At 58.9% G+C, this 24,270-nt stretch carries 19 protein-coding genes; 12 read left to right on the top strand and 7 right to left on the bottom strand.

Going from position 1 to position 24,270, the window contains the following annotated elements:
• Positions 1–3 precede the first annotated feature (3 nt).
• From ACQUWM_RS03950 to ACQUWM_RS03925, 6 genes are all read right to left on the bottom strand, one after another.
• Positions 4–306 carry a sarcosine oxidase subunit delta gene (locus ACQUWM_RS03950; protein ID WP_428921249.1) on the bottom strand — a complete coding sequence of 101 codons (303 nt, stop codon included), beginning with the start codon at positions 304–306 and terminating at the stop codon, positions 4–6.
• 14 nt (positions 307–320) lie between these two features.
• Positions 321–1,574: a sarcosine oxidase subunit beta family protein gene (locus ACQUWM_RS03945; RefSeq protein ID WP_407000618.1), complete on the bottom strand. Its 1,254-nt coding sequence runs from the start codon at positions 1,572–1,574 to the stop codon at positions 321–323.
• A 202-nt stretch (positions 1,575–1,776) separates the two neighbouring features.
• Entirely contained in the window at positions 1,777–3,159 is a 1,383-nt protein-coding gene (locus ACQUWM_RS03940; RefSeq protein WP_428921248.1) for an L-serine ammonia-lyase, read from the bottom strand.
• Positions 3,160–3,173: 14 nt separating this feature from the next.
• Complete coding sequence (gene glyA / locus ACQUWM_RS03935; RefSeq protein WP_407000616.1) at positions 3,174–4,436, bottom strand: serine hydroxymethyltransferase; 1,263 nt, start codon at positions 4,434–4,436, stop codon at positions 3,174–3,176.
• A 164-nt stretch (positions 4,437–4,600) separates the two neighbouring features.
• On the bottom strand, positions 4,601–5,569 hold the full coding sequence (locus ACQUWM_RS03930) for a GlxA family transcriptional regulator (protein ID WP_428921247.1): 969 nt from the start codon (positions 5,567–5,569) through the stop codon (positions 4,601–4,603).
• Positions 5,570–5,577: 8 nt separating this feature from the next.
• Positions 5,578–6,339, bottom strand: a complete 762-nt coding sequence (locus ACQUWM_RS03925) for a substrate-binding periplasmic protein (RefSeq protein ID WP_428921246.1) — start codon at positions 6,337–6,339, stop codon at positions 5,578–5,580.
• Between the two features lie 424 nt (positions 6,340–6,763).
• On the opposite strand from ACQUWM_RS03925, the gene fdhA reads away from it, so the two are divergent.
• The gene (fdhA, locus tag ACQUWM_RS03920; RefSeq protein ID WP_428921245.1) at positions 6,764–7,963 is read left to right on the top strand and encodes a formaldehyde dehydrogenase, glutathione-independent; all 1,200 of its coding nucleotides are present in this window, start codon (positions 6,764–6,766) and stop codon (positions 7,961–7,963) included.
• 89 nt (positions 7,964–8,052) lie between these two features.
• Here the strand turns inward: fdhA and ACQUWM_RS03915 are convergent, their stop codons facing one another.
• The gene (locus tag ACQUWM_RS03915; protein ID WP_407000923.1) at positions 8,053–9,264 is read right to left on the bottom strand and encodes an aromatic ring-hydroxylating oxygenase subunit alpha; all 1,212 of its coding nucleotides are present in this window, start codon (positions 9,262–9,264) and stop codon (positions 8,053–8,055) included.
• 354 nt (positions 9,265–9,618) lie between these two features.
• Between ACQUWM_RS03915 and ACQUWM_RS03910 the strand changes: the two genes are divergently transcribed.
• The 11 genes from ACQUWM_RS03910 to ACQUWM_RS03860 all read left to right on the top strand — a co-directional run bounded on the left by ACQUWM_RS03910 (position 9,619) and on the right by ACQUWM_RS03860 (position 24,270).
• Positions 9,619–10,746: an FAD-binding oxidoreductase gene (locus ACQUWM_RS03910; RefSeq protein ID WP_428921244.1), complete on the top strand. Its 1,128-nt coding sequence runs from the start codon at positions 9,619–9,621 to the stop codon at positions 10,744–10,746.
• A gap of 298 nt (positions 10,747–11,044) precedes the next feature.
• The gene (locus ACQUWM_RS03905; RefSeq protein WP_407000611.1) at positions 11,045–12,190 is read left to right on the top strand and encodes a GlxA family transcriptional regulator; all 1,146 of its coding nucleotides are present in this window, start codon (positions 11,045–11,047) and stop codon (positions 12,188–12,190) included.
• A gap of 190 nt (positions 12,191–12,380) precedes the next feature.
• The gene (locus tag ACQUWM_RS03900; RefSeq protein WP_407000610.1) at positions 12,381–13,358 is read left to right on the top strand and encodes a dipeptidase; all 978 of its coding nucleotides are present in this window, start codon (positions 12,381–12,383) and stop codon (positions 13,356–13,358) included.
• Between the two features lie 2 nt (positions 13,359–13,360).
• Positions 13,361–13,912 (top strand): DUF5943 domain-containing protein, encoded by a 552-nt coding sequence (locus tag ACQUWM_RS03895; protein WP_407000609.1) that lies wholly within the window; start codon positions 13,361–13,363, stop codon positions 13,910–13,912.
• 92 nt (positions 13,913–14,004) lie between these two features.
• Positions 14,005–16,068, top strand: coding sequence for a dimethylglycine demethylation protein DgcA (gene dgcA, locus ACQUWM_RS03890; protein WP_428921243.1), 2,064 nt, complete (start codon positions 14,005–14,007; stop codon positions 16,066–16,068).
• Positions 16,069–16,095: 27 nt separating this feature from the next.
• Positions 16,096–18,036 (top strand): (Fe-S)-binding protein, encoded by a 1,941-nt coding sequence (locus ACQUWM_RS03885; protein WP_428921242.1) that lies wholly within the window; start codon positions 16,096–16,098, stop codon positions 18,034–18,036.
• A complete protein-coding gene (locus ACQUWM_RS03880; protein WP_428921241.1) occupies positions 18,036–19,328 on the top strand; it encodes an electron transfer flavoprotein subunit alpha/FixB family protein in 1,293 nt (430 codons plus the stop codon). The genes ACQUWM_RS03885 and ACQUWM_RS03880 overlap by 1 nt, the downstream gene beginning before the upstream one ends.
• Positions 19,318–20,112: an electron transfer flavoprotein subunit beta gene (locus ACQUWM_RS03875; RefSeq protein WP_428921240.1), complete on the top strand. Its 795-nt coding sequence runs from the start codon at positions 19,318–19,320 to the stop codon at positions 20,110–20,112. Before ACQUWM_RS03880 ends, ACQUWM_RS03875 begins: the two co-directional genes overlap by 11 nt.
• Positions 20,113–20,361: 249 nt before the next feature.
• Positions 20,362–21,966, top strand: a complete 1,605-nt coding sequence (locus ACQUWM_RS03870; protein ID WP_428921239.1) for a BCCT family transporter — start codon at positions 20,362–20,364, stop codon at positions 21,964–21,966.
• 176 nt (positions 21,967–22,142) lie between these two features.
• Positions 22,143–22,682 (top strand): formate dehydrogenase subunit gamma, encoded by a 540-nt coding sequence (locus ACQUWM_RS03865; RefSeq protein ID WP_428921238.1) that lies wholly within the window; start codon positions 22,143–22,145, stop codon positions 22,680–22,682.
• The gene (locus tag ACQUWM_RS03860; RefSeq protein WP_428921237.1) at positions 22,675–24,270 is read left to right on the top strand and encodes a formate dehydrogenase beta subunit; all 1,596 of its coding nucleotides are present in this window, start codon (positions 22,675–22,677) and stop codon (positions 24,268–24,270) included. The genes ACQUWM_RS03865 and ACQUWM_RS03860 overlap by 8 nt, the downstream gene beginning before the upstream one ends.

Here is a 24,270-nt window from a genome sequence, read left to right as displayed (position 1 = left end):
CTCTCAGGACTGCTGCTTGTCGGTGAATTGGGTAACGCGCGGTGCGTCGCCCATCCGGTAGGTTTCCAGAATTTCGTAGCTCTGGGTGTCGCGCGTGGCGTTGAAAAACTTGCGACAGCCGATGGCATGAACCCAGATCTCGTGGTGCAAACCGCGCGGGTTGTCGCGGAAGTAGAGGTAATTTCCCCATTCCTCGTCACTGCAGGCGTCCGGATCGGCCGGGCGTGACAGATGGGCCTGTCCCTTGGGGTGGAACTCCTCTTCTTCTCGATGTTCGCCACAATAGGGGCAATAAATGTAAAACATGGGATGGTCCTCCGTCAGTGGGCGACGCCAGCAGCGCCGTGTTCATCGATCAGGGCGCCGTTGTGGAAACGGAACATGGAGAATGGCTTGGCCAGTTCGTTGGCTTCGCCCTTCGCCAGGGTGGCAGCGAAAACGTGACCGGAACCCGGGGTCGCCTTGAAGCCACCGGTGCCCCATCCACAGTTGAAGAAGAGATTCTCAACCGGAGTATCGGAGATGATCGGGCAGGCATCCGGGCAGGTATCGACGATGCCACCCCACTGTCGGTTCATCCGGACCCGGCTGAACATCGGGAACATTTCGACGATGGCCTGCAGGGTGTGCTCGACGGTCGAGTAAGAGCCACGCTGGCCATAACCGTTATAACCGTCGATACCGGCTCCGATCACCAGGTCGCCTTTGTCGGACTGGGAGATGTAGCCATGGACCTGGTTGGACATGACCACGGTATCCAGGATTGGCCTGATCGGTTCGGATACCAGCGCCTGTAGCGGGTGGGATTCGATCGGCAAATTGAAACCGGCCATCTTGGCCAGTACGCCGGAGTTACCGGCTACAACGCAGCCGATACGATCGCCGTAAATGGTCCCGTGCTGTTTGGTGCTCACGCCGATGGCAGCGCCATCTTCGGTGATGATGTCGTCCACTTCGCACTGCTGGATCAGGTCTACGCCCATGGCATCGGCGGCGCGGGCATAGCCCCAGGCCACTGCGTCATGACGGGCCACGCCGGCACGGGGTTGCCAGGAAGCACCGAGGATCGGATAGCGGGCGTTGGCGGAGCAGTTCAGTATCGGCACGATTTCCTGCACGCCCTGGGTGTCCAGCGCCTCGCTGTCGATGCCGTTCAGGCGGTTGGCGTTCACCCGGCGCTGGATGTCGCGCATATCCTGCAGGGTGTGACCCAGGTTCAGTACACCGCGCTGTGAGAACATGACGTTGTAGTTCAGGTCCTGGGACATGCCCTCCCACAGTTTCATGGCATGCTCGTACAGCAGCGCTGCTTCGTCCCACAGGTAGTTGGAGCGCACGATGGTGGTGTTCCGCGCCGTATTACCACCGCCCAGATAACCCTTTTCGACGACGGCCACGTTGGTGATGTTGTGGACTTTGGCCAGATAGTAGGCCGTCGCCAGACCATGGCCACCGCCGCCAACTATGATGACATCGTATTTCTTTTTCGGCTTGGGATTGCGCCACACCCGTTGCCAGTTTTCATGGTGGGTCAGGGAATGTTTCAGCAGTCCGAATCCGGAATATTTCTGCATTGTTAGGTCCTCTTCGGTGGCAACCGTCTCTCTGGGTAAGCTGCTGGTCACGCCTTTGGAATCGGCGCTCGTTTTCAAGACGTGTCCCGGTAATTAATGCGGGACGGATTGAATGGATGGTATGCGTACCAACGTCCCGTCACGTGCTCGCTCACGACATTCGGGTGAAGATTTGCGACAGTGGGTGGGAGCGGAGAAGTCGTCAGCATTCAATGACATTGACCGCCAGGCCGCCACGGGATGTCTCCTTGTATTTATCAAGCATATCCCGCCCGGTATCCCGCATGGTCCGGATGACCTTGTCCAGCGATACAAAGTGTTCGCCGTCGCCCCTCAGCGCCATCACAGCGGCGTTGATCGCCTTGACCGCCCCGACCGCATTACGCTCAATACAGGGCACCTGAACCAGCCCGCCAATGGGGTCGCAGGTGAGCCCAAGGTGGTGCTCCATGCCGATCTCCGCCGCGTTCTCGACCTGTTCCGGCGTACCGCCCGTTACGGCGGCCAGGCCCGCTGCCGCCATTGCACAGGCGGAGCCGACTTCACCCTGGCAGCCTACTTCCGCACCGGAAATCGAGGCGTTTTCCTTGAACAGGATACCGATGGCCGCCGCCGTCAACAGGAAGCGGATGACACCGTCCTCGCTGGCATTGGGACACCAGTTCCAGTAGTAATGCAGCACCGCCGGTATGATGCCGGCAGCGCCATTGGTGGGGGCGGTCACCATGCGGCCACCGGCCGCGTTCTCCTCGTTCACCGCCAGCGCATAAAGGTTGACCCAGTCCATGGCGCTCAGGGAGGGTGTGATCAGGTCCATGCGGTCAACTTCCATCAACGACGCGTAGAGCTTCGCCGCTCGCCGTTTAACCTTGAGCCCGCCGGGCAGGATGCCTTCGTTGGTCGTGCCGTTCTGCACGCACTCCTGCATTACTTGCCAGATGTGCAGGATACCTTCCCGAATCTCGGTTTCGCTGCGCCACACCTGTTCGTTGGCCATCATCAGGTCGGAGATGGCCAGCCCGTGTTCCTTGCACTGGCGCAGCAGGTCGTTACCGCTTTTGAACGGGTAGGGCAGAGGCGTCTTGTCTTCCACAATCCGGTCCGCACCGGCGGCTTTTTCATCAACCACGAAGCCGCCGCCTACCGAATAGTAGGTGCGCTGGCGCACCACCTCGCCCTTCCCATCCAGGGCAGTAAACATCATGCCGTTCGGATGGTAGGGCAGGGTTTCCTTGCGGTGGTAGGTGAGGTCGGTTGCTTCATCGAAGGCAATGGGATGCTCTCTGAGCAAACGTAACTCTCCCTGGCTGCGAATTTCCTCCGTTCGGGGGGACAGAATGGCGGGGTCGACGGTGTCCGGGCTGTGGCCCTCAAGCCCGAGCAGCACTGCCGGGCCGGTGCCATGACCTTTGCCAGTCGCACCCAGTGAGCCGTACAGCTGAATGTCGACGCGGGTGACGTCGGTGAGCCCCCCGGCTTTTTTCAGACCCCGGACAAACCGACGAGCCGCCTGCATCGGACCCACGGTATGGGAGCTCGATGGGCCGATGCCGATTTTCAACATATCAAAAAGACTGATGGCCACAGGTATCTTTCTCCTTAACCGTAAGCCGGAAAATCCCGACACAACTGATGGACCTTCTCCCGGACTACCGCGATAACCGGAGCGGCATCGCCATCCTGCAAGGCGTCAAGAATATCGGCGATCCATCCGGCCAATTGGAAAGACTCAGGCTCCTTCAGGCCGCGAGTGGTAATAACCGGTGACCCGATGCGCAGCCCGGAAGTAACAAACGGCGATTGCGGGTCGTTGGGTACGGCGTTTTTGTTCACGGTGATGTGCGCTTCACCCAGCGCCGCATCGGCTTCCTTTCCTGTCAGTCCCTGCTTGACCAGGCTGAGCAGGAACAGGTGGTTTTCGGTACCACCGGATACCACATCGTAACCGCGCTCGATCAATACCCCGGCCATGGTCTGGGCATTGCGCACAACTTGTTGTTGATAGTCCTGGAATTCGGGTTCGGCGGCTTCCTTGAAGGCCACTGCCTTGGCGGCAATGACGTGCATCAGCGGGCCACCCTGACCGGCCGGGAAAACAGCGGAGTTGAATTTCTTGTCCAGTTCCGGCTGGCCCTGTGACAGGATCAGGCCGCCACGGGGACCGCGCAGGGTTTTGTGGGTGGTGGTGGTAACCACGTGAGCGTGAGGCAGCGGGTTGGGGTAGACACCGGCGGCGACCAGACCGGCAACATGCGCCATGTCCACCATCAGATATGCACCGACCGCGTCGGCGATCTCACGGAAACGCGCCCAATCGACAGTACGGGAATAGGCCGAGAAGCCAGCGACAATCATGCCTGGCTTGTGCTCCTTCGCCAGCGCCTCCACCTGGTCATAGTCGATCTCACCGGTAGCCTCGTCCAGGCCGTACTGCACGGCATTGTAGAGCTTGCCGGAGAAGCTGACATGGGCGCCATGTGTCAGGTGGCCGCCGTGGGCCAGGCTCATACCGAGGACGGTGTCGCCGGGGTTCAGTAGCGCCATGTAGACGGCGGCGTTAGCCTGGGAACCGGAGTGGGGCTGGACATTGGCGTAGTCGGCACCAAACAGGGCCTTGGCACGGTCGATGGCCAACTGCTCCACTTTATCGACGTGTTCGCAACCACCGTAATAACGTTTGGCTGGGTAACCTTCGGCGTACTTGTTGGTCAGGCAAGACCCCTGGGCTTCCATCACCACGGGGCTGGTGTAGTTCTCGGAAGCAATCAGTTCCAGGTGGTCTTCCTGGCGTGCCGCCTCGTCCTGCATGGCCGCCCAGAGAGTGTCGTCGTATGAAGAAAGCGTTTTTGTTTTGCTGAACATGGCTGAGATTCCCGGTAGTGAAAACGGACCTGATGGATCAGGCGTGGGTTATTGAGTGGGATAGTAGGACCGATGGCGAATGTTGATCTGCTCGGGCACGACATTGGATCGAGAATTTGCGACAGAAGCCTGGTGCACGCCACGATCTCTGCCTGGAAATATTATTACCGGGTGTGCCGTGCCTCGGATGGCGTTATTCCGTAGTAGTCCTTGAAACAGTTACTGAAGTGACTGCTACTGACAAAGCCGCTTGCCAGGGAAATGTTCAGGATGCTCCGGTTCGTTTGCATGAGCAGGCGCCGGGCATGAACCAGCCGGAGTTCCAGGTAGTAGCGTGAAGGCGAAGTATCCAGGTGGTTCTGGAACAGGCGCTCCACCTGTCGCCGGGAAATATTGGCGCATTCCGCCAGCTCCAGAAGGGAGAGTGGTTCTTCGATGTTGGCCCGCATCAGCGCCAGCAGGGTTTGCAATGCTTCCGGAAAGGTAGGGTCGTCTCCCATGTTCAGTGGCATTGGGCCTACCTGCTCGGCAACCTGATCACAGCTCAGGATTTCGCGTACTGCCCGCACGATGTGTGGGTTGTGCAGCAGTTCGCCAATCAACTTCAGCATCATCTCCAACGCACTGACCGGGCCGGCGCAGGTGGCGTGGTGGCCCTTGATCTCGTAAGCATTGGTGGACACCTTCGCGCTCGGGAAGTTTTCGCGTACATAGGCATGGTTGTCCGGATGCAGGGCACAGGCATGGTGCTCCATCAGGCCTGCCTGAACCAGGGACACACCTCCATTCCATAATCCGCCCAAACGAATGCCTTTTTGATCGGCTGTCCTCAGTGTGTTGAGCAGGTACGGTTCCGGGCCCAGCTGGCTGCGATAGCCGCCACAGACAATCAACATATCGACCTGCCCGGGTTTGACCATCAAGGAATCCAGAGTGGTTCCTGTGGACACCTCGATGCCAAGGTCGCTGAGCACGGTTCGGCTTCCGATGCCGATAGTGAAGTGTTCGAACACCGGTTCTGGCGTGATGAGATTGGTCGTAACCAGCGTATCAACGGCGGCGGTAAAGGTAACCATGGAAAAGTGTTCGCGCAGAATAAAACCGATACGCAATGGTGTCTTTACTCGGGGCACCCCGCGACTCATTGGTATTGCCTCAGAAACCGGTTCGCATGAATGTCTCGAATGGATTGCAGCACGCCACGCAGTTCCAGTTTGGCGAGGGCGAGATTGATTCGGTCCACCAGCTCCTGGGCGCCCTGGGCCTGTTTGGGGATCAGGATGTGCATTTTCTGGCGCGAGAACACGAAGCTGAGTCGACGCACGGCGTTCGGGGATTCAAAGACCGTATCGATGGCTTTCCTGGCGGAGAAAATGTCCACGGGAATGACGTCCACCGTACCGGCTTTCAATAATTTGAAACAGTCGGTCAGGGTCTCGGGTTGTTCCAGGGTGGTACCGGGCTGCTGCAGTAAACTGGTCAGGTCGTGCATGAAGTAACCCTGGGGGCGGCAGAAACGATGTCCGGCGAGCCCTTCCAGCTCCGTCGTCCGGACTTTGCCGGCGGTCAAGACGAACGGAACGATGTAATTCGACATCAGGGGTTCCGTGTAGAGGAACCGCCGGGCTCTGTCTTCATTGAAGTACCAGGGAAACGTTGCCTGGTAATGTCCTTCTTCGGTGTCGGAAAGCAGGGCGTTCCAGGTAGGCTGGAACACGACTTCATGCTCCAGACCGGCTTCCGGCATGACGCGATTCACGATTTCAACAATCATGCCACGGCCCTTCAATTCTTCTCCGGTAAAGGGCGCAAGGTTGCCTGAGGTGACTAGCCGCAAGGGGTCCGCAGAAGCGGTACTGAGCAGCGTGAATAGCAGAAAACAAGAGGTAAGGAGCTTCTTCATATCGGTACCCGTATTCAGTCGAAGCTGACAAAAGGTCCTGTAGAGGCAGTCCGTTACCATTCGCGAAGAACCTGTCTTCATGAAAAAAAGGACGGGGTATCCACTTGGGTCCGTAAAGCTTAACCCCGTCAATATGGGCAAGGCCGTGATTCTCGATGGTAAAAACAAAGCTGATGGATCAGGCGCTGATCATTGAGAAGGCATAGTAGGCCCGATGGAGGATGTTGATCTGCTCGGTCACGACATGGGAGGAATGATTTGCGACAGGGCGTTTGGGGAGCAGGGGATGCGAGTCCTCTTTTTAGCGTTGTCCGTGTCCTGTGCAAGAAAGAATCTGTCGTATACAGGCATGTGCCTAGCGGCCGGGTGTTTAAAGTAGGGAGGGCACTTCCACCACAACAGATTGACAATGAAGGAAGACACAATGACAAGCAATGCATCCAACCGCGGGGTGGTGTACCAGGGCCCCGGCCAGGTCTCCATCGAATCCATCGCCTTTCCCAAACTTACCCTTGGCAACCGACGTTGCGACCATGGCGTAATTCTGAAAGTACTGACCACCAACATCTGTGGCTCCGACCAGCACATGGTGCGCGGCCGCACCACCGCGCCCGCGGGCCTGGTGCTTGGCCATGAAATTACCGGCCAGATTATCGAATGCGGCCGGGACGTTGAATTCCTTGAAGTGGGCGACATTGTTTCCGTACCCTTCAACATCGCCTGCGGTCGCTGCCGCAACTGTAAGGAAGGCAAGACCGGCATCTGCCTGAACGTTAACCCCGCCCGTCCCGGCGCTGCCTACGGCTACGTGGACATGGGTGGCTGGGTCGGCGGCCAGACCGAGTACGTCATGGTGCCGTACGCCGACTTCAACCTGCTCAAGTTTCCCGACCCGAACCAGGCCATGGAGAAGATCAAGGACCTCACTCTGCTGTCCGACATCTTCCCCACCGGCTTCCACGGCTGTGTCACCGCTGGCGTCGGCCCCGGTTCCACCGTCTACATCGCCGGTGCAGGTCCGGTTGGCCTCGCTGCTGCCGTCAGTGCTCAGCTGCTTGGCGCCGCCTGTGTCATCGTCGGTGACATGATCCAGGAACGTCTCGACCAGGCGCGCAGCTTTGGCTGCGAAGCCATCGACCTGAAGCAGGATGCTGAACTGCCCGAATTGCTCGAGAAAATCCTCGGCGAGCCGGAAGTTGACTGCTTCGTCGACTGTGTCGGTTTCGAAGCCCATGCCTGCGGCCACCATCACCATCACGAGCAACCGGCCACGGTACTGAACTCCGCGATGCAGGTTACCCGGGCCGGTGGCGAGATCGGTATCCCCGGTCTTTATGTTACTGAAGACCCCGGCGCCGCTGAAGAATCCGCTAAACAGGGTGCACTGAGCATGCGCTTTGGACTCGGTTGGGCCAAGTCCCACTCCTTCCACACCGGCCAGTGCCCGGTCATGAAGTACCACCGCCAACTCATGCAGGCCATCCTGTTTGAGCGTGTCGATATTGCCAGCGCAGTAAATGTGCAAATGATCAGCCTCGATGACGCCCCCAGGGGGTACGCCGACTTTGACGGCGGCGCGGCCAAGAAGTTTGTGATCGATCCGCACGCATCAGTGGCTGCCTGACGTCAACTTTCCGTTAACCTGACGAAGAGGGGGCCGTGTGAACGGCCCCCTCTTTTATTTCAGGCTGACTATGGCAGCTGTTCCAGGAGCTACAAACTGTCGTGAGTCAGGTTTTTAAGGATTGTTTCCCCATACCAGTCCAGGAAGTTGATTACGCCAAATTCGTAAGTCTCCGAATAGGGGCCGGGCTGATACGCCAGTGAATTAATACCCTTCTGGTTTTGCTCAGCCAGCTCCCTGTCCTGTTTGTTGGTCTGGTCCCACACATAACGCATGCGCTCCACGTCGTAGTCGTCGCCTTCCACCGCATCCTTATGCACCAGCCACTTGGTCGTTACCAGCGTCTTCTGCGCGGAAATCGGCTGCACCTGAAACACGATAACGTGATCGCTTTGCATGTGATTCCATGAATTCGGCAGGTGCAGAATCCGCATAGAACCCAGGCTCTGGTTTTGAATGCGTCCCAGGTTTTTCTTGCAGGCCGGTTTACCGTCCATGGTCATCACCGCCGTGCCTTCCTTTAACGGCATCCGCACGATCCGGTTTTGCAATCCGAACTCCACATGTTTGTGCGGAATGCCTTCACGATCCCATTCCGCCGCCTGACGTTCGTAGTGCTCCTTGAATTCCGGTGTGGCTCTGGGGTCCGTGGTGTCGTCCCATTCCAGTAAGGTTCTGAGCAATTCCGGATGGGAGCCCGAGCAGTGATAACACTCCCGGTTGTTTTCAACCACCAGCTTCCAGTTTGCGTTTTCCTCCAGAGTCGACTCTGCCGCCACCTTGGTATTTTCCATGTCGTAAGGTTCCATATAGGCATCCAGGGCGGCCAGATAGGCATCAATCTCGGGCGGCTCGCCCTCGGCAAGGCAGACATAGATAAAACCGCCAGCCGTTTTGCAGTGCGCCGGTTTCAAGCCGAATTCGTTTTTGTCGAAACCATCGCCCATTTCCGTCCCGGCAAAAATCAGGTTGCCCTTCAAATCATAGGTCCACTGATGATAGGGGCAGGTCAGGTTCGCCACCTTGCCTTTTTTGGCAGTACACACACGCGAGCCCCTATGGCGGCACACATTATGGAATGCGCGTACTTGTCCATCGCGGTCACGCACTACCAGCACCGGGTTTTGCCCGATCTCTACCGTTATGTAGGCACCCGGTGTTGGCACTTCGCAGGTCATGCCGACAAACAACCATTCCTTCATGAAGACTTCTTCCATATCCACCCGGAAGAGGAAAGGGTCGTTATACAGCGCCCGGGGCAGGGACAGGTTTCGGGGCCGCTCAGTCAGCGTCCGGCTCATATCCCGTCGGGCTTCCCCTATGTGGTTGTATTGTAGGTTGAGTAGGTCGTATTCGGTCATCGGAGCATTTCCTATTAAAAGGGTGTACCTCAGCGTGTGGCGTTACCCGCAAATGATGCGGGTGCGGGTTTTCGGTAACCCATTTTCGCAGGGGTGTCAGGCGCCGGTTATCCGTTAACGACATTCGCGGTTTTCAATTCGACTTGGCGGGCAGGGGAGATGAGTACGGGCTCGGCGGCTGGAGAAGTTGATCAAGACTTTGTCGTAAATGGGTAACTCGTGGCTTTGGTTTTTCACCAGAATGAATCGTCACAGTTCCACCGGTGCATCATCACCCACGATGGAGATTAAATAATGACCAGCGTTACCGAAGTCACCGAACCCTCGTCCCATTTCAATCCGCTCAACACCCGGGTTTGGGCCAACGGCCGCCACCTGGTCCGATGTGTTCGCATTATCCAGGAGACCTGGGACGTCAAAACCTTCTGCTTCAACGCCGAACAGTCCATCATGTTCTTCTTCAAGCCGGGCCAGTTCGTCACCCTGGAGCTGGAAATCGATGGCGAGCAGGTCATGCGTTCCTACACTATCTCAAGTTCACCCTCCGTCCCCTACAGTTTCTCGATCACCGTCAAACGCGTACCCGGCGGTCATGTCTCCAATTGGCTGCACGACAACCTCAGTGAGCATGACGAGCTTGCCGTGCATGGCCCGGTCGGCAACTTCAATTGCATGGACTATCCCTCCGAGAAGGTCCTGCTGCTCTCAGGCGGTGTAGGCATTACGCCACTGATGTCCATGGCGCGCTGGTACTTCGACACTAATGCGGATGTCGATATGGCATTCATCCACAGCGCCCGCGCGCCCAAGGACATCATCTTCCAGCGCGAACTGGAACACATGTGTTCGCGAGTCCCCAACTTTAACCTCAGTGTTATTTGCGAAAGGACTGAAATCGGCCATGCCTGGAATGGCTATCGGGGCTACCTGGACCACGCCAAGCTCGAAATGATCGCACCGGATTATCAGAGCCGACGCATTTTCTGCTGCGGTCCGACCCCCTACATGCGCGCCATCAAGAACCTTCTCATCGAGAACGGCTTTGACATGTCGAAATACCATGAGGAATCTTTCGGCGCCACTCCGGCCGACGTCACCGAGGATGTGCTGGAGCAAGCGGAAATCGCCGTCAAACAGGCGGAGGACATCAAGGACGCGGATACCTATACCGTCGATTTCACCACCTCCGGCATGAGCGTCCAGATCCTGCCCGGTGAAACCGTCCACGCTGCTGCCAGTCGTCTGGGGCTCAATATACCCAAGGCCTGCGGGGTCGGTATTTGTGGTACCTGCAAGGTGCTGAAGACTCGCGGCGAGGTTGATGTCCAGCACAATGGCGGCATCACCGAGGAAGACCTGACGGAGGGTTACATTCTCTCTTGCTGCAGCACCCCGTTGTCCGATCTCAGCATCGACGGTTGATTTGGGCGGCGTTACACTGAATTTGCCTGATCTGGCGCCCTGGCCCCCGGTTACCTGCGGGCCAGGGTACCCATGTCGCAATTGAGCTCAAATTAGTACGCAATGCGACGTTTTTAGACTGTTCACCGTTCACCGCGGGGCATACTATTAGCACCTGACATTAATCAATTATGACGGGAAGGGAAGGCGTTGGCTTTTCCCAATAAAAACAAAATCCTGACAGTGGTCGCTCGACCCGGACGTATTTCGGGGCCCGCTGATCAACTGGACTTGCAATACAAGAGAGAGGGGTAAGTCCATGAAAGAGAACATTGTTTCTCAGCCTCACCTGATTGAAACACAGCCCTACCGGGTTGGTTTTTTGTTGATCGATAATTTTACCCTGGCTGCCTTGGCGTCAACCATAGAGCCATTGCGCATGGCCAACCAGCTCACCAGCACCGAACTTTACACCTGGCAGCTATTGTCCCGCGATGGCGAAACGGTTAAGGCCAGTGACGGTTTGAGGATATCTCCAGACGGCTCGATTGCCGACAAGAAGGTATTCGATATTGTCATCGTGGTGGGCGGTGTTGATATCACCCGGAGCTATACCTCCAGGGAAGTGAGCTGGCTCCAGCAGCAGGCGCAGAAAAAGGTCCTGCTCGGCGCCGTATGTACCGGTGCCTACGTACTGGCCAGCGGAGGCCTGCTCGACGGCTACCATTGCAGCGCCCACTGGGAATGCCTAGCGTCCCTCCAGGAGCGGTTTCCACGGGTGAACTGTACCCACCAACTCTACACCCTGGACCGGGATCGCATGACCTGCACCGGAGGCCATGTGCCAATGGACATGATGCTCAGCATGATCGCCCGCCAGCACGGCAAGGCATTAACCAATGCGATTTGCGACATGTTCGTCTGCGACCGTGTCCGCCCGGACAACGAATTGCAGCGCACCCCGTTGCGCCGTCTGCTGACCACGGCCCAGCCCAAGCTGGCAGAAGTCACTGAGTTGATGGAAGCCAACATAGAGGAACCCATTGAACTCGAGGAACTTGCCAGCTTCGTTGGCATTTCCCGGCGTCAACTGGAACGGCTGTTTCTTAGGCACCTGAACTGTACTCCCTCGCGCTACTATTTGAAGCTCCGGCTGGATCGGGCGCGTCAGTTGCTGAAACAGACCACCTGTTCCATCATCGAAGTCGCCTCTATGTGTGGTTTTGTATCCGCCCCGCACTTCAGTCGCTGTTATCGCAAGTACATCGGCATCTCTCCCAAGGAGGAACGGGCCGAGGTGTGGTCACTGAAGCAACCGGAGCCGCCAGATGCCGGTGAGGTCGCCACCATACCTACCTCCTCTTATGTTGCCCTGCAGCTGGCTCAGGCAGAGCCATCCTGTGGCGCGGTTAACTTCATGTCGGTTTCGGTGCCGTGTGTTCAGAAGCTTGCCGCCTCGGGTTAACTCGGGTAAACGGATAAAATAAGGGGCTTCGGCCCCTTTTTTTCGTTTTGGCTCTGGCCCGGTGTTCCCCCTCCTCATCCTCGGTGCGCTGCCGATTTTGGTGTTTGCCCTGTCGCTTCCAGTGAACTCGGTTGAACGCCCCATGGATACACTCCCTCTATGCTCAACCAATCAACTGTCGGGGTGTCACATGAACGAAACCGAATTGCACCAGGATTCCATCGTCATCGATGGCCTTGTCATCGCCAAATGGGGCCGTGAACTCTTCGAGGACATGCGCAAGGGTGGGCTGACCGCCGCCAATTGCACCGTTTCCGTCTGGGAGGATTTCCAGGCCACGGTCGACAATATCGTCCTGGTTAACGAACTGATCGAAGACAACAGCGACCTGGTGATGAAAGTGCGGACCACCGACGACATCCGCAAGGCCAAGGAGCTGGGCAAGACCGGCATCATCATGGGCTTCCAGAACGCCCACGCCTTCGAAGACCAGCTCGGTTACATCCAGATCTTCAAGGACCTGGGCGTCGGCGTTGTCCAGATGTGCTACAACACCCAGAACCTCATCGGCACCGGCTGCTATGAGCGGGATGGTGGCCTGTCCGGTTTCGGCCGCGAAGTCGTCGCGGAGATGAACCGCGTCGGCATCATGTGCGACCTTTCCCACGTTGGCAGCAAGACCTCCGAGGAAGTCATCCTCGAATCCCGGAAGCCGGTCTGCTACTCCCACTGCCTGCCATCCGGCCTGAAAGAGCATCCGCGCAACAAATCCGACGAGGAGCTCCGGTTCATCGCCGAGCATGGTGGTTTTGTCGGAGTGACCATGTTCACACCCTTCCTCAAGAAGGGCGTCGACGCCACCATCGATGACTACGTCGAGGCCATCGCCTACATCGTCGACATTGTCGGCGAAGACCAGGTCGGCATCGGCACTGATTTCACCCAGGGGCAGGACAAGGCCTTCTTCGACATGCTCACCCACGACAAGGGGTACGCCCGAGAGCTCACCCGGTTTGGCAAGATCGTCAACCCCGAGGGTATCCGCACCATCGGTGAATTCCCGAATCTGACCGCCGCCTTGCTCCGCAACGGCTTCTCCGAAGAGCTCACCCGCAAGCTCATGGGTGAGAACTGGCTGCGCATCCTTGGCGAGGTATGGGGGGAATGACCATGACTACACACGCACCGGAAATGCCCATCGAAGTCGACAGCGAAACCGGCATCTGGACCACCGACGCACTGCCCATGCTGTATGTGCCGCGGCACTTCTTCATCAACAATCACCAGGCCATCGAAGCGGAGATCGGTCCTGAACGATACGCCGACATTCTCTACAAGGCTGGTTACAAGTCCGCCTGGCATTGGTGTGAAAAAGAAGCGGCGCTGCACGGCCTCAAAGGTAGTGAGGTGTTTGATCACTACATGAAGCGGCTCTCCCAGCGTGGCTGGGGTCTGTTCACTGTTGAACATCTCGACATCGCCAGTGGTCAGGCGCGAGTCCGGCTTGATCACTCCGCCTTCGTCTACCACTACGGCAAAGCCGAACGCAAGATCGACTACATGTTCACCGGCTGGTTCGCCGGCGCCATGGACCAGATCGCCAATGACCTCGGATACGACGTTCGCACCCAGGCGGTGCAAACGCAAAGCGCCGCGGAGGAGGGCGTCGATTACGGCGTCTTCGAAGTGACACCGACACCGGACTTCAATACAGCCAACTAAAACAGAAAATTCAGTACGGAGGTAAACAGGGTTTTGCCTGGTTGATGGTGCAAGCCCTAGGAACCTGCGTACAGAATAAAGAGAGAGCCACCATGTCCCAATTCGAAGCACTCTTTCGACCGTTACAGATCAACCAGTTGACCATCCGCAACCGGGTCGTCAGCACCGCCCACGCCGAGGTCTACGCCACCGAGGGCGGTATGACCACCGACCGCTACGTTAAATATTACGAAGAGAAGGCCAAGGGCGGCTGCGGTCTGTGTATCTGCGGCGGCTCCAGCGTCGTCTCCATCGACAGCCCGCAAAGCTGGTGGAGTTCGGTCAACCTGTCCACTGACCGCATCATTCCTCACTTCCAGAACCTCGCAGATGCCGTCCACAAACACGGCGGCAAGATCATGATCCAGATCTCCCACATGGGGCGCCGCTCCCGCTGGGACGGCGAAAACTGGCCCAACCTGATGTCGCCCTCCGGCGTCCGTGAACCCGTGCATCGTGCTACCTGCAAGACCATTGAGGAAGAGGAAATCCAGCGCATTATCGGTGACTTCGCCCAGGCTGCCCGGCGCGCCAAAGAAGGCGGCCTCGACGGCGTCGAACTCTCCGCCGTGCACCAGCACATGATCGACCAGTTCTGGTCGCCGCGCGTCAACAAGCGCACCGACCAATGGGGCGGCACCTTTGAAAACCGCATGCGCTTCGGCATGGAAGTGTTGAAGGCTGTGCGCGAGGAAGTTGGTCGTGACTTTGTTGTCGGCATTCGCATCTGTGGCGACGAATTCCACCCGGACGGTCTGAACCACGACGACATGAAGCAGATCGCAAAATACTACAACGACACCGGACTGCTGGATTTCTTCGGCGTCGTCGGTTCCGGTTGTGATACCCACAATACCCTGGCCAACGTCATTCCCAACATGTCCTACCCGCCGGAGCCGTTCCTGCACCTGGCCGCCGGCATCAAGGAAGTGGTCGACGTGCCTGTTATCCACGCCCAGAACATCAAAGACCCGAACCAGGCCGAACGTATTCTGGAAGCTGGCTACGTCGACTTCGTCGGCATGACCCGCGCCCACATCGCCGACCCGCACATCATTGCCAAGATCAAGATGAACCAGGTGGACCAGATCCGCCAGTGCGTCGGTGCCAACTACTGTATCGACCGCCAATACCAGGGCCTGGACGTGCTCTGCATCCAGAATGCCGCCACTTCCCGCGAGCATCTGGGCATGCCACACATCATCGAAAAGACCGAGGGTCCGATCCGCAAGGTGCTGGTCATCGGCGGTGGCCCAGGCGGCATGGAAGCGGCGCGGGTCGCGGCCGAACGCGGCCACGAGGTCACGCTGATCGAAAAAGCCGGTGAACTCGGTGGCCAGATCACCCTTGCCGCGAAGGCGCCGCAACGGGACCAGATCGCCGGCATTACCCGCTGGTATGCCCTGGAACTGGATCGCCTTGGCGTCGACCTGCGCTTCAACACCGAAGCCGATGCCTCAGTTGTACGGGATTTGCAGCCGGACGTCTGCATCCTTGCGACCGGTGGGGTTCCGTTCATGGAGCAGATCCCGGAATGGGGGTTCGAGGACGGCCTGGTGGTGTCCTCCTGGGACATCCTCAGCGGCAGGGTTGAGCCGGGCGAGAACGTCCTGGTCTACGACACCATCTGCGAATTCTCCGGTATGTCCGCGGCGGACTATCTGGCTTCCAAGGGGGCACAGGTCGAACTGGTCACCGACGACATCAAGCCCGGTGTCGGTATCGGTGGCACCACCTTCCCGACCTACTACCGCAGTCTGTATGAGCGGGAAGTGATCATGAGTTCCGACATGATGCTGGAAAAAGTCTACGCCGAGGGCGACAAGAAAATCGCGGTGCTGGAGAACGAGTACACCGGGCAGAAAGAGGAGAGGGTGGTCGATCAGGTTGTGATCGAGAACGGTACCCGACCGAACGAAGCCCTGTATTACGAGCTAAAGGACGGCTCGATCAACAAGGGACAGATTGATGTGGAAACCCTGTTTGCCTGTGACGCCCAGCCGGTTTTGAAGGAAGCCGATAAGGGCATGATCCTGTGGCGATTGGGGGATTGCGTGTCCCAGCGGAATACGCACGCGGCGATCTATGACGCACTGCGTTTGTGCAAGGATCTGTAACCCAAGTTCAATCCGATGAGGTACACCATGCTCCTTGACTGGCTGCTCCCAGCTCTCGTGGTCACGGCACTCGCCTTGCTGGTTATCGGCGCCATACGCCGTGTCCTGCTCTGGCGTGCGGGCCAACCCGAACCGGTAAGTATCATCGCCGGGCTCATGGCCATGCCGCGCCGCTACCTGGTCGATCTACACCATGTGGTCGAGCGCGACAAAGTCATGTCCAACACCCACGTCGCTACGGCGGGCGGGTTCGTGTCGTCCATGCTGTTGATCATACCGGTGCACGTGCTCGGGCTGGAAAGCCGTTGGCTCAGCATTCCCTTGCTGATCGCCACGGCCCTCATGTTCACCGGCGCCATCTTCGTCTACCGGCGCCGCCGCAATCCACCGGCCCGTCTTTCCAGGGGGCCCTGGATGCGATTGCCGAAAAGCCTGCTGATGTTTTCGGCATCTTTTTTCCTGCTCACCTTGCTGACGTCCGGTTTCCTGCCGGAGAGTTTCGGGAGTTGGGTGCTCGTGGCCGTACTTCTGGTGGGCGTAACTCTGGGCCTGTCCGAAATGCTCTTCGGCATGGGCTGGGGCGGGCCGATGAAGCATGCGTTTGCCGGTGCACTGCACCTGGCATTCCACCGTCGCCCGGAACGCTTCGGCGGCGGTCGTTCCACTGGTCTGAAACCGGTCAATCTGGATGGCAAACTGGGTGTGGCGGAACCCAGGGATTTCAAATGGAATCAGCTGCTGGGTTTCGACGCTTGCGTGCAATGTGGCCGCTGTGAAGCGGTTTGCCCGGCCTTTGCCGCCGGCCAGCCGTTGAACCCGAAGAAACTGATCCAGGATATGGTCGTGGGTCTGGCCGGGGGAACCGACGCCAACTACGCCGGCAGCCCCTATCCCGGCACCGAAGTCGGCAAGGCGGAAGGCAACCCGCACCAGCCCATAGTGGATGGCTTGGTCAGCGCTGACACCCTTTGGTCCTGCACCACCTGCCGCGCCTGTGTCGAAGAGTGTCCGATGATGATCGAGCACGTTGATGCCATCGTCGATATGCGCCGTCACCTGACCCTGGAACGGGGTGAAACCCCGAACAAGGGCGCCGAAGTGCTGGACAACCTGATCGCCACCGACAATCCCGGCGGCTACGAACCCGGCAGCCGGATGAACTGGGCGGCAGACCTTGACCTGCCGCTGATGGCCGATAAGCACGACGCCGAGGTGTTGTTCTGGGTGAGCGACGGATGCTTCGATATGCGCAGCCAGCGTATCCTTCGCGCCTTCGTCAAGATCCTGAAGGCCGCGAATGTCGACTTCGCCGTGCTCGGCAACGAGGAACGGGATTCCGGTGACGTCGCCCGCCGTCTCGGCGATGACGCCACTTTCCAGTCCCTGGCCAGGCACAACATTGCCACGCTTGGTAAGTACCGCTTCCAGCGCATCGTCACCACGGACCCCCATGCCTTCCACGTACTGAAAAACGAGTACGGCGACTTTGGTGGCCACTACGAGGTATTGCACCACAGCACGTTCATCAACGAGCTGGTTGAACAGGGCCGGCTCAGGTTGGACCGTTTCAAGGGCGGTACCGTCACCTATCACGATCCCTGTTACCTGGGACGCTACAACGGTGAGTACGAATCCCCGCGCGCCTTGCTCGGCGCCCTGGGCATCCAGGTCAGCGAGATGGAACGCTCCGGCTACCGTTCACGCTGTTGCGGAGGCGGGGGCGGGGCGCCCATCACCGACATTCCGGGGGAGCACCGCATCGCCGACATGCGTGTCGATGATGCCCGCAAGGTGGACGCCGAGACCATCGCCGTCGCCTGTCAGCAATGCACCTCCATGCTTGAGGGCGTGGTTGAGCCGCGCCCCGAGATTCGTGACCTGGCCGAGCTGGTGGCCGATGGCTTGATCATTGAAACAGCCGAATCGACCGCTCCGGCAGCCCAACCCATTGCGGAGGAGGTGCACTGATGACGGATATCCCAAGGCGCGACCCGCGCACCGAATGGATACTGCGCAATCGTCTGCACCCTCAGTATGATGAAGTGGTCGCCGTCAACAGCGGTCCAGTGCGCGGTCCCACCGGCTTGTTACGCAGGAATCCCCACGCCGTTGGCTATATCGGACCCAATGGTATCAAACGCATCGACCGCAGCGCTGGTCTGACCGGCGGCGCGGGCGGTTTGTCGTCACGTGCCAAAGGCCGCTCGGCCCAGGCGGAAGTCGAGTTGCCCCTGCATCGGGTTGAGCAACCCGATTTCCATGTGGTCGTGGTTGTCGACTTGGCGGGCGGCCGCTTGAGCAGTCATGACAAGGACGTGCTTGGTCAGGCGCATCAGTTGGTGAAAGCCGCAGAAGGCGAGGGCGCTGTTGTGGCCGTCGCCCTTGGCGAAGCACGGGAGGCGAACTTCGACAAAGCAGGCGCCGACCGCCTGGTTCATTTGACCGAGGTTCACGGCCAGTCGCTGACCGGCTACTGTCCGGAGCACAAACTGGCCGTGCTTGAAGCGGTTGAATCCGAACTTGCACCGCGTTATTGGCTGTTCCCGGATTCGGTCCACGGCGGCGCCGACCTCGGCTCCCGCCTGGCTGCCCGCCTGGGCGAACGCCCGGCCGTCCATGCCTGGCAAGTCGATGCCGACCACAGCGTCTGTCGCGGCGGCAGCCAGTTGACGGATTGGCATCGACCCACGGCCCGCGTCATCCTGCTGGCCGAGGAATGCGCATTGCCTATCGACGAGACCCGGCACGAAGCCAAGCCGATCGAACTGCCATCGATTCGCAAGGTAACACCGCAAATCGAAGACCTCGGTCAGGTCGAGGTTGACCCGAGTAAGATCGCCCTTGGGGAAGCCGAATTCATTCTCTCCGCCGGTAACGGGGTACGTGACTGGCAACAGTTCCATGCAGTAGCCACTGCCATTGGCGCCACCGAAGGCGCCAGCCGGGTCGCCGTGGACGATGGTAATATGCCGCGTTTCCGACAGGTTGGCGCCACTGGCACCTGGGTGACAGCGCGGGTTTATGTCGCGGTGGGTATTTCTGGCGCCATCCAGCACATGCAGGGTATCGGCCGGTGCGACAAAGTGGTGGCCATCAACCTCGATGATGGCTGCGATATGATCAAACGGGCCGACCTGAGTGTGATTGGTGACAGCCAGGGCATCCTCGCTGAATTGCTGCGGTTGGCTGAAGGCCGGCAAAGTGGAACGGAAGCCGCATCCCCCGCCGAATCCACTGAGGAGGAACGTCATGTTGCCTGACTCTTTATCCAACCCCGACCTCAAGGTCGCCTCGCTTATTTCCGTTGGCCAACATGCCAAGTCCGGCCGCGCGCGGCGGGCCAGCCAGGATGCCCGTGCCGTCGAACTCGGCCTGAAGATGACAGGTTCCTCCTCCCGACTCATCCATGTCGGTGGTGGTGATGAAACCGGCCTGCGCCAGTACCTTGGTATGGGCTTGCCGGAAATAACCCTGCTCAAGGCTGACGGTAGTGCGGATGCCGTCCCCATTTTGGCGAGCTATCTCAAGGAACAGCCCGCTGACATCGTCCTTACTGGCATTCACGCCGAACAGGGCGAGGCCTCCGGCATGGTGCCTTACCTGTTGGCGGAACACCTCGGCTGGCCCATCGTTCCCCGTATCGCCGACATCCAGAAGGTGGAGGAAGGCTTTGCCGAAGTGCTGCAAGCCCTGCCACGTGGTCAGCGCCGTCTGCTGCGCGTTCCGCTGCCGTTCATTGCGACCGTCGACAATGCTGCTCCCGAGGCGCGGCAATATGCGTTCGGCCCGGCCCGTCGCGGACTGATGGATGACGTAGCGGTTAACGCACCGGTTGATGAAGCCCGGTTGGAGTGGCAAGAGAATCCCGCCAAACCCAGACCCAAGCGCCTCAACGTTGTCAAAGCCAAGTCCGCCGCTGACCGGTTCAAGGCGGCCACGGCAAAACCCCAGGGGCAGGGCGGCAAGGTCATCCGTGACGGCACGGACCGGGAGAAGGCGGAGGCGATCATGGAGCTGCTAATTGCAGAGGGAGTGGTGAGGTGATTTCCCGAGGCGGCAGGGATATCACGACCTTGCCGCTTTAAGACACGCAACCCCCTTTCCATGTCGCAGTTGGAGTTCTGGCCTGATCTGCAATGCCATACCATAATCCTCGCCCGGGACAGATCGGAGCGGCTGGCAGCATGGTAGTCATGCTCAGGTAAACCCGACGTGCAGGCCTTATTCGATATGGCCTCGGGCTCTCGAAAAACAACAACCCGATAATAACGAATTACTCTGGAGAGCCCCCTTATGACTAGACGTGCGCAGCCCGCAGTCGACGCTGATCGTCTTTACGACGACGTCGATTACCAGATCGGGCAAGACAATATCCAAGTCGCCGGGTTTGACGTCCACAACCCGGTGTTTGGTATCAGCGCCATACTCATCCTTGTTTTTGTTGCAGGTACCCTGTTCGCGACCGAAGCGGCCAACGGTATGCTGTTGGGCGCCCGCGGCTGGGTGATTGAGCACTTTGACTGGCTGTTCATGGCCGGTGGCAACCTGTTTGTGGTTTTCTGCCTGGCGTTGATTCTCTTGCCAGTCAGCAAGGTCCGCATTGGCGGTGACCATGCCAAACCGGAATTTTCCACATTGTCCTGGTTTTCCATGTTGTTTGCGGCGGGCATGGGCATTGGCCTGATGTTCTGGAGCGTCGCCGAACCCGTTGCCTATTTTACCGACTGGTACGGTACCCCGCTTGGTGTGGCCGCCAATACTGCCGAAGGTAAATCCATGGCTCTGGGCGCCACCATGTTCCATTGGGGCCTTCATCCCTGGGCCATGTACGGCATAGTCGGCCTTTCGCTGGCATTTTTTGCCTATAACAAAGGCTTGCCATTAACGATTCGATCCGCCTTTTACCCGATTCTCGGAAACCGTATCTGGGGGCCAATTGGTCATGTAATTGATATTGTTGCCGTGTTGGCGACCATCTTTGGTCTGGCCACGTCCCTTGGCCTTGGCGCGCAACAGGCCGCCAGTGGTCTGGCTTACCTCGGAATCGTGGAGAACGGCATTGGTACGCAGATCGGATTGATCGCATTCATCACCGCCATTGCCATTTTTTCAGTGGTTCGTGGTCTGGATGGCGGAGTAAAGCTGCTCAGCAATATCAACATGGTCATTGCGTTCATTCTGCTGCTTTTCGTCATCGTCGTCGGTTCCATCAGCGGCTTCTTCGCCAACCTGTTTGACCTGTTCTGGTCCTATGGGAAAAACATTCTGCCCCTCAGTAATTGGGTGGGCCGGGAAGATGAAACCTGGTTCCATGGCTGGACCGTATTCTATTGGGCCTGGTGGATTTCCTGGTCGCCTTTCGTTGGCATGTTTATCGCCCGTGTGTCCAAGGGCCGCACCGTGCGTGAATTCATGCTCGCGGTATTGATTATCCCGACCCTTGTTTGTGGTATCTGGGTAACTGCGTTCGGCGGCAACGCGCTGGACCAGATCCAGGCTCAAGTGGGAGCGTTGAGCGGTGGGCTTACCGAAGTACCGCTCGCCATGTTCCAGATGATGGAAAATATGCCGTTGGCCTCTTTGATTTCCTTCCTCGCCATTGTTCTGGTGCTGGTGTTTTTTGTTACCTCCTCGGACTCGGGATCGCTGGTGATCGATGGTATTACCGCCGGTGGCAAACAGGATGCCCCCGTTGCCCAGCGTGTGTTCTGGGCGACCATGGAAGGCGTAATTGCCGCCACCCTGTTGTTTGGCGGTGGCGCACAGGCACTGAACGCACTTCAGGCGGGTGCGGTTACCGCCGGCTTGCCGTTCGCCGTCATCCTGATTCTGATGTGCGTAAGTTTGTACAAGGGGTTGAACGGGGAGGCGAAAACACAGCTTAAATACAGCGTGTAACCCTCAGGGCGGAAGAGCGATATCCAATCAGCTCTTCCGCCCACCCCCTTCTGGCCCGGATACCTGCTTCAGCCACCCATGCGCTCCCACGCTTGAATGTGTCGCAGGCGAGCAACCCGGCGCTTTCTCCACGATTACAATGACCCATCAAGTGCAGAATTTTCCGGGTGATCAAAATGAATATAATCGCAACCACCGACGTTCAGCACAAAGTGCGCCACATCATTGCCGGCCTGAAACACAAACCGGGTGCCCTTATGCCCATCCTGCATGCCATCCAGGGCGAACTCGGCTACATCCCCGGCGACGTTGTGCCAACCATCGCCGAAGGCCTGCAGATAACCCGCGCCGAAGTTCACGGCGTCATCAGCTTTTATCATGATTTTCGCGCCGCCGCCCCCGGCAAGCACACTATCCAGATCTGCCGGGCCGAAGCCTGCCAGGCTCGCGATTGCCGAACACTGGAACGCCATGCCCAGCAGACACTCGGCGTCGACTACCACCAAACCACCCTGGATGGCGAGATCACCCTTGAGGCCGCCTACTGCCTTGGAAACTGCGCCACCGGACCCTCGATCCGCATCGGCGACGACATTCACGGCCGTGTCACACCGGCCCGTTTCGACGCCCTGATCGACCAGCTACAGACCGTGCCGCTCACTATCCAGGCGGCGCAGGCAGGGGTAAACAGAAAGGAAGACAGCAACCATGGTTAAAGTCTTTGTGCCACGAGACACCACCGCCTTATCACTCGGTGCCAATCAGGTCGCGGATACGCTGAAACAGGCCTGCCGTGAACAGAACGCTGACATCGACCTGATTCGTAATGGCTCACGAGGCCTTTTCTGGCTGGAACCCCTGGTTGAAGTCGAGACCGGGCAGGGCCGTGTTGCCTACGGCCCCGTGACTCCAGAAGACATCCCGGCGCTGCTCGACCAGGGCATGCTCGAAGGCAAGCCCGGTCACCCTTTGTATCTGGGTCTGACCGAAGAGATCCCGTACCTGAAGAGTCAGCAGCGCCTGACCTTCAGTCGCGCCGGCATCATCGACCCCACGTCGCTGGATGATTACATTCACCTGGGCGGCTACGTCGGCCTGCGTAAAGCCCTGGCCAGGATTCCCCAGGAGATTGTCGACGAAGTGAAAGCCTCCGGTCTGCGCGGCCGGGGTGGGGCGGCCTTCCCGGCTGGCATCAAATGGCAGACGGTGCTTGATGCGGACGCCCGCACCGGTAGCAGCCCCTATTCCGAACGCAAGTTTATCGTCTGCAACGCGGACGAGGGTGACTCCGGCACCTTTGCCGACCGACTGGTGATGGAAGCCGATCCCTTCATGCTGATCGAAGGCATGACCATCGCCGGCCTCGCCGTGGGTGCGGACACCGGCTACATCTACCTGCGCTCCGAATACCCGGTTGCCCATAAGATTCTGAACGAAGCCATCGCCAGGGCTGAGGAAGCCGGTTATCTGGGCGGCAACGTATTGAGCTCTGGCAAGGCCTTTCACCTGGAAGTTCGCCTCGGCGCCGGCGCCTACATCTGCGGCGAAGAGACCTCTCTGCTCGACAGCCTGGAAGGCAAGCGCGGCCAGGTGCGCGTCAAACCCCCGTTGCCCGCGTTGAAAGGCGCCTTTGGCCAACCGACCGTGGTCAACAACGTGCTCACACTGGCTGCCGTACCCTTTATTCTGGCCGAAGGCGGCCAGGCTTACGCTGACTACGGCATGGGCCGTTCCCGGGGCACTCTGCCGTTCCAGCTGACCGGCAACATCGAACGCGGTGGCGTGGTGGAACTGGCGTTCGGCGTCACCCTGCGTGAACTGCTGGAAGACTACGGTGGTGGTACAGCCTCTGGCCGGCCGATGCGCGCTGTGCAGGTCGGTGGCCCGCTGGGTGCCTACATGCCCGAAAGCCAGTGGGACACGCCACTCGATTACGAAGCCTTCAGCGACGTTGGCGCCGTGGTCGGCCACGGCGGCATCGTGGTGTTTGATGACACCGTGGACATGCTCGACCAGGCCCGCTTCGCCATGGAATTCTGCGCCGTTGAATCCTGCGGTAAATGCACACCCTGCCGCATAGGTTCCACTCGGGGCGTGGAGGTCATCGACCGCATCCGCGCCAACCAGGAGCGGGATTACCACCTGAATTTGCTGGAAGACCTTTGCGACACCCTGGAAGACGGCTCTCTCTGCGCCATGGGCGGCATGACGCCTAACCCGGTGCGCAGCGCCCTGCAGTACTTCCCGGACGACTTTCACCAAGACCGCACCACCGCGTCCCGCACGCCGGCGGGGGAGGCCTGA

The organism is Marinobacter sp. DUT-3, assembly GCF_050379435.1.
GTDB lineage: Bacteria > Pseudomonadota > Gammaproteobacteria > Pseudomonadales > Oleiphilaceae > Marinobacter.
This window is presented reverse-complemented; position numbering and strand designations above follow the sequence as displayed.

Coding starts and splice junctions, on each gene's coding strand:
- ACQUWM_RS03885 (WP_428921242.1), top strand. CDS start 16,096: ATGCTCCTTGACTGGCTGCTCCCAGCTCTCGTGGTCACGGCACTCGCC.
- ACQUWM_RS03900 (WP_407000610.1), top strand. CDS start 12,381: ATGAACGAAACCGAATTGCACCAGGATTCCATCGTCATCGATGGCCTT.
- ACQUWM_RS03905 (WP_407000611.1), top strand. CDS start 11,045: ATGAAAGAGAACATTGTTTCTCAGCCTCACCTGATTGAAACACAGCCC.
- ACQUWM_RS03895 (WP_407000609.1), top strand. CDS start 13,361: ATGACTACACACGCACCGGAAATGCCCATCGAAGTCGACAGCGAAACC.
- dgcA (WP_428921243.1), top strand. CDS start 14,005: ATGTCCCAATTCGAAGCACTCTTTCGACCGTTACAGATCAACCAGTTG.
- ACQUWM_RS03875 (WP_428921240.1), top strand. CDS start 19,318: ATGTTGCCTGACTCTTTATCCAACCCCGACCTCAAGGTCGCCTCGCTT.
- ACQUWM_RS03925 (WP_428921246.1), bottom strand. CDS start 6,339: ATGAAGAAGCTCCTTACCTCTTGTTTTCTGCTATTCACGCTGCTCAGT.
- ACQUWM_RS03950 (WP_428921249.1), bottom strand. CDS start 306: ATGTTTTACATTTATTGCCCCTATTGTGGCGAACATCGAGAAGAAGAG.
- ACQUWM_RS03870 (WP_428921239.1), top strand. CDS start 20,362: ATGACTAGACGTGCGCAGCCCGCAGTCGACGCTGATCGTCTTTACGAC.
- ACQUWM_RS03915 (WP_407000923.1), bottom strand. CDS start 9,264: ATGAGCCGGACGCTGACTGAGCGGCCCCGAAACCTGTCCCTGCCCCGG.
- ACQUWM_RS03865 (WP_428921238.1), top strand. CDS start 22,143: ATGAATATAATCGCAACCACCGACGTTCAGCACAAAGTGCGCCACATC.
- ACQUWM_RS03860 (WP_428921237.1), top strand. CDS start 22,675: ATGGTTAAAGTCTTTGTGCCACGAGACACCACCGCCTTATCACTCGGT.
- ACQUWM_RS03880 (WP_428921241.1), top strand. CDS start 18,036: ATGACGGATATCCCAAGGCGCGACCCGCGCACCGAATGGATACTGCGC.
- fdhA (WP_428921245.1), top strand. CDS start 6,764: ATGACAAGCAATGCATCCAACCGCGGGGTGGTGTACCAGGGCCCCGGC.
- ACQUWM_RS03945 (WP_407000618.1), bottom strand. CDS start 1,574: ATGCAGAAATATTCCGGATTCGGACTGCTGAAACATTCCCTGACCCAC.
- ACQUWM_RS03910 (WP_428921244.1), top strand. CDS start 9,619: ATGACCAGCGTTACCGAAGTCACCGAACCCTCGTCCCATTTCAATCCG.
- glyA (WP_407000616.1), bottom strand. CDS start 4,436: ATGTTCAGCAAAACAAAAACGCTTTCTTCATACGACGACACTCTCTGG.